Below are 6,476 nucleotides of genomic sequence, written 5' to 3' on the forward strand. Positions count from 1 at the left end.
ACATTAGATTTAAATATTAGTTATCCAACCGGCGATGTAGACTTTTTTGGCGACCCAGAATTTGATGTAGCCCGAAGAGAAATTGTTTCAAATTCTAAATATCTTCAAGTGCGTCCTTTGCCCGAAAAAGGGAAACCAGATAATTTTACTGGCGCAGTTGGCGCCTTTGAATTTAAAGCAAATGTTACTAAAAATCAATTAAAATCTGGAGAATCTTTACAACTAGATTTGATTGTTTCTGGGAAGGGAAATTTAAAATTATTTGAAATCCCTAAACCTAATTTACCAACTAATTTTGAGATTTATGAACCAAAACATCAAGAATTTGTAAACGAAAATATCAATGGAATTTCAGGTAAAATTATAGATAGTTATACTTTAATCCCTCAAGAAAAAGGCAATTTTAAATTAAAACCACAATACTTTTCTTTTTTCGATATACAATCAAAAGCATATAAAACCATTTCATCTGAAGCTATTAATTTAGATGTTTCGCAAGGAGAAAATCAATCGAATGTTACTTCTGTTTCTAAATCTAAAATAACTGAAAAATTTCAAAAAACCGAGTCAACATCAGGTTTTGAATTTACCTTTTTACATTTTATTGGAAGTATAACTTTAGTGGGGTTGGCTTTGTTATTTGTTACACTTAAAAGAAACAAATCTTTTGCGTCTGAAGCGGTAATAACAGAAATAAAATACGAAAAAAAGGATTTTTCTGTAATCGATATGCAACAATTTATAACAAATAAAGAAGTGTTTTATCAGGAAATGGAACTTAAAATCTACGCTTTTTTACACTATAAATTTGGATTAGAAAAAGCCGATTTAAATAAAGAAAACATCATTCAGAAATTTCAGGAAAACCAAATTTCTCAAGAAAACACAAACGATTTTATAGCGCTGTTACAAAACTGCGAAAAAGCAAGATACATGCCAAAATCTGACGGAAATATGCAAATGGATTTTGAAAAATTACAACAGTTGGTAAAAATTATTAACGGTTAAATCCAATAATAGTAATATAATATCGTTTAGTGTATATTTGTAGTTCAACTTATTTTATGAAATCGCGATTAACAACAAGTTTGCGCAAGCAAACACCGATAAATATAAAGGCGATACCATATATGACCGCTATAAAATAAATTTTACATATATGAAAAAAATACTTTTCTATTTATTTTTCTGTTTATCCCTTCTTTCATTTTCACAACAGAAATTATGGAAAGGATATTTTTCATATAATGAAATTACAGATGTTTGTATTGCTAACCAGAAAGTATATTCTAGCACTAAAAATTCAGTTTTTAATAAAGACGTTTCCTCAAATATTTTAACCACTTTTACTTCTATAAACGACGTAAAACCCGATGAAATAACCGCTATTTTACACACGTCTAATAATTATACCTTAATTGGAAATAAAAACGGATTAATAATTCTTATAAAACCAGACGGGACCACGCTTAATAAAGTTGATATTATTACCGATGTGCCTGTGCCCGCCAACAGTAAAAAAATTAATGATTTTTTTGAATATGATGGGAAAGTTTACGTGTCTACACAATACGGAATTAGCGTAATCAAATTGTCTAATTTTGAAATTGAAAACAGTTTTTATATTGGAAATTCTGGGGAGTTTGTAGATGTTTTACAAACTACAGTTTTTAATAATGAAATTTTTGCAGTAACCCGAACACAAGGCATAAAAAAAGCAAGTGTAAACAATCCTTTTTTATACGATTTTTCGCAATGGTCCGTTTTTAATTCTTTAAACTGGTCTAGTTTAGTAGTTTTTAGCAATCAACTAATCGCAACAGATTTTTCTACTAATATTTATAAGTTTATTGGAAATATACCACAAGTTTTTAGTACACATTACACGACCCCATTAAAGCTAAGAACCGATGGCGAATATTTAACTTTTACTGGTCAGTTTCAAGTAAATGTATACAATAGTAGTTTGACACTTTTTGCATCTACATTTCAAGTAACTGGTGTTTCAGAATTACTTACTTGTGCCATAACTAAAAACGACAAATTATATATAGGAACGGCAAAAAACGGATTATATGAAGCACCTTTAAGCAGTAATTTAGTTTTTATCAACATATCTCCAAACGGACCTATTGAAGATTTGGCCTTTAAAGTCTCCAAAACCAAAAACGATTTATGGCTAACTCACGGAAGTTATGACAGAGCCTACAAGCCAGATTACAAGTTGCAAGGCATTAGTCTTTTTAATACAAATACGGGATGGGCTAAAATTCCGAATACCGAAGTAGCGGGTGCTTTAACGTTAACAGCAATAGTAGAAAATCCAAGAAATACCAACGAAGTTTTTGTGGCTTCAGGACACAGTGGTTTATTGAAATTTACTAATAAAACAAATCCGTTTTTATTTAACGAAACCAATTTTTTAGAGTCGGTGCTTTTGCCGCCACCAAACCAAAACTTTATTTCAGTGCGAATTAACGGAATGAAATACGACAAAGACGGCAATTTATGGCTTACAAATGCCTTAGTTAATAACGGAATAAAAGTATTGAAAAGCAATAATACTTGGCAATCCTATAACTTAAATAACATTATTCAAAATCCAACAGCATTGCATTACGGCAATATTGACATCGATAAAAATGGCACAAAATGGACGGCTACGTACGCCGGGGGCGTAATTGGTTTTAATGAAAAGTACAACAATAAATTTATAATTATTAACGAAGAAAACGGAAATTTACCCAATAACGATGTGCGATGTGTCGCCGTTGACAATAAAAACCAACTTTGGATTGGGACTTTCAAAGGATTAAGAATTTTAACTAGTGTAGACAGATTTATTTCTGAATCATCGTTAACAACCACAAACATTGTTATTCAGGATGGCGATTTGGCTCAAGAATTGTTTTACCAACAAGTAATTCAAGATATTAAAGTGGATGGTGCCAACAACAAATGGGTAGCTATAGCAGATGCTGGAGTTTTTCAGGTAAGTCCAAACGGGCAAACCACGTTACGAAGATTTACTAAAGAAAATTCGCCTTTACCCAGTAACAATGTCTTAGATATAGAAATTGACGAGGTTTCTGGCGAAGTGTTTTTTGCCACAGATAAAGGATTGGTTTCCTTTTTAGGATCGGCTACAAAAGGAGATGATGATTTACAAAACGTATACATTTATCCAAATCCTGTACGTCCTGAATATTCAGGAACAGTAAAAATATCTGGATTGATGGACAAAGTAAATTTGAAAATCACAGACATTGAAGGAAATTTAGTTTTTGAAACAACCTCTTCTGGCGGAACGGTAGAATGGGATACCACCGCGTTTGGAAAATATAAGGTAGCTTCTGGCGTATATATGGTTTTTGTTTCGTCAAGCGATGCGGCAGAAACCACAGTAAAAAAAATAATGGTAATTAGATAATGCAAATAAAAACCAAGGCCATTGTTTTAAGCGCAATTAAGTACCAAGAGAAAAGTTTAATTGTTAAATGTTTTACCCAATCAGACGGGTTAAAATCTTATTTCATACCCAGTGCGTTTTCATCCAAAAAATCCAATCAAAAAATAGCCTATTTTCAGCCGTTTACTATTCTTGATATTGAAGCCAATCATAAGAATAAAGGCACATTAGAGCATTTCAAAGAAGTAAAACTGGCGTATAATTATCAAAATATAAATACGGATATTGTAAAAAGCGCTATGGTTTTTTTCTTATCGGAAGTAGTGCAAAACAGTGTTTTTGAAGAAGAAAAAAATGAGAACCTATTTTCATTTTTAGAAACTTCTTTGTTGTGGTTAGACGCCAATGATTCGGTTTCAAATTTCCACCTAATTTTTCTTTTAGAACTCACCAAATTTTTAGGGTTTTATCCGCAAATACAAGAAGCAGATTTAGCCTATTTTGAAATGATTGATGGCGTTTTTTCTCCCTTTCAAGGCACAAGTTGTCTTAACGCACACGAATCTAACTTGCTTAAAAAAGCAATACAGTTGAGATATGACGATAGTAAAAAAATATTTGCAGGAGTGGAACGACAAATGCTGTTAAAAATCCTTTTGGATTATTATGCCATTCATTTAGATGGTTTTAAAAAACCTAAATCATTAGAAATTTTAAAAGAAGTTTTTTCTTAACATTCAACTTTTGCCTTTTACCTTTTGCCTTTTCTCTTTAAATCATTACTTTCGCAAATTGATTTAAGTAAGCGATAAAATGAGCACAAAATTTACAGAATACAAAGGACTTGACTTACCAACAGTAGCGTCAGAAGTTCTTGATTTTTGGAAGAAAAATAACATCTTTGAAAAAAGCGTGTCTACACGTGAAGGAAATCCTCCATTTGTGTTTTTTGAAGGACCACCTTCTGCAAACGGATTGCCTGGGATTCACCACGTAATGTCGCGCGCTATTAAAGATATTTTTTGTCGATATAAAACTCAAAAAGGCTTTCAAGTAAAACGAAAAGCAGGTTGGGATACGCACGGACTCCCAGTAGAATTAGGCACAGAAGCTGCTTTAGGAATTACAAAAGAAGACATTGGGAAAACCATTTCCGTTTCAGATTATAACGAAGCCTGTAAGAAAACAGTAATGCGTTACACCGATGTTTGGAACGATTTAACCGAAAAAATGGGCTATTGGGTAGATATGGAAGATCCGTATGTGACTTACAAATCCAAATATATGGAGTCGGTTTGGTGGCTACTCAAACAAATTTACAACAAAGATTTGCTTTACAAAGGGTACACCATTCAACCGTATTCGCCAAAAGCGGGGACAGGTTTGTCTTCTCACGAAGTCAATCAGCCGGGTTCGTATAGAGATGTAACGGATACTACTGTAGTAGCGCAATTTAAAACCAAAAACGAAACGTTACCAAACTTTTTACAAGGTTTTGGAACTATTCATATTTTAGCTTGGACAACCACACCTTGGACGTTGCCAAGTAATACCGCTTTAACCGTTGGTCCAAAAATTGAGTATGTTTTAGTACAAACATTTAATCAATACACTTATGAGCCCGTAAGTGTTATTTTAGCTAAGAATTTAGTAGGCAAACAATTTGGAAAAGGATTTATTGAAAGTACAGAAGGAGTTGATTTTGAAAATTTCAAAGAGGGCGATAAAAACATTCCATATAAAATACTATCCGAATGTAAAGGTGCTGATTTAGTTGGAATTCGTTACGAACAATTAATGAAATTGGCTTTGCCATATGAAAATGCTGAAAATGCTTTTAGAGTAATTGCAGGAGATTTTGTCACCACAGAAGACGGAACTGGAATTGTACACACCGCTCCAACTTTCGGAGCTGATGATGCGAAAGTAGCCAAAGAAGCCACTCCAGAAGTACCGCCAATGTTGGTTTTAGATGAAAACGGAAACGCTGTTCCTTTGGTAGATTTACAAGGAAAATTCATTCAAGGTTTGGGCGACTATTCCGGTAAATATGTTAAAAATGAATACTATAACGAAGGCGTAGCACCAGAACGCTCTGCCGATGTAGAAATTGCTATTCAATTAAAAGAAGAAAATAAAGCTTTTAAAGTTGAAAAATACGTACACAGTTACCCACATTGCTGGCGAACAGACAAACCTATTTTATATTATCCGCTAGATTCTTGGTTCATTAAAGTAACCGAAATCAAAGACCGCATGTTCGATTTAAACGAAACCATCAATTGGAAGCCAAAAGCTACAGGTGAAGGACGTTTTGGAAATTGGTTAAAAAACGCCAACGATTGGAACTTATCTCGTTCAAGATATTGGGGAATTCCTTTGCCAATTTGGAGAAATGAAGAAGGCACAGAAGAAATTTTAGTAGGCTCTGTAGCAGAATTATACCACGAAATTGAAAAATCCATTGCAGCTGGTTTCATGACTGAAAATCCATATAAAGGATTTGAAATCGGAAATATGACTGAAGAAAATTACGATTTGGTTGATTTACACAAAAATGTGGTTGATGAAATCATATTGGTTTCCGTATCAGGCAAACCCATGAAACGTGAAACAGATTTAATTGACGTTTGGTTCGATTCTGGTGCGATGCCTTATGCACAATGGCATTATCCTTTTGAGAATAAGGAAAAAATTGATGAAAACGAAGACTTCCCAGCCGATTTCATTGCTGAGGGAGTAGACCAAACAAGAGGGTGGTTTTATACCTTACACGCGATTTCTACCTTAGTTTTTGATAAAATTGCGTATAAAAACGTGGTGTCAAATGGTTTAGTATTAGACAAAAACGGACAAAAAATGTCAAAACGTTTAGGAAATGCTGCCGATCCATTTGAAACGTTAGCGGAATATGGTCCAGATGCTACGCGTTGGTACATGATTTCAAACGCCAATCCGTGGGACAATCTAAAATTCGATTTAGAAGGCATTGCTGAGGTGCGTAGAAAATTCTTTGGAACACTTTATAACACCTATTCTTTCTTTGTTTTATATGCCAATATTGATG

General features: G+C 33.5%; 4 protein-coding genes. All 4 read left to right on the forward strand.

What is annotated here, in order from left to right:
* Nucleotides 1-1,008, forward strand: a 1,008-nt coding sequence (locus ACIQ2I_RS07120; protein ID WP_396181733.1) for a BatD family protein, incomplete at its 5' end; no start/stop codon positions are given.
* Between the two features lie 151 nt (nt 1,009-1,159).
* On the forward strand, nt 1,160-3,430 hold the full coding sequence (locus tag ACIQ2I_RS07125) for a two-component regulator propeller domain-containing protein (RefSeq protein ID WP_396181734.1): 2,271 nt from the start codon (nt 1,160-1,162) through the stop codon (nt 3,428-3,430).
* Nucleotides 3,430-4,143, forward strand: coding sequence for a DNA repair protein RecO (gene recO, locus ACIQ2I_RS07130; protein WP_396181735.1), 714 nt, complete (start codon nt 3,430-3,432; stop codon nt 4,141-4,143). Before ACIQ2I_RS07125 ends, recO begins: the two co-directional genes overlap by 1 nt.
* Nucleotides 4,144-4,222: 79 nt before the next feature.
* Nucleotides 4,223-6,476 (forward strand): isoleucine--tRNA ligase (gene ileS, locus ACIQ2I_RS07135; RefSeq protein ID WP_396181736.1); only part of this gene is annotated, 2,254 nt, incomplete at its 3' end.

Source organism: Flavobacterium sp. (genome assembly GCF_044368995.1).
Classification (GTDB): domain Bacteria; phylum Bacteroidota; class Bacteroidia; order Flavobacteriales; family Flavobacteriaceae; genus Flavobacterium.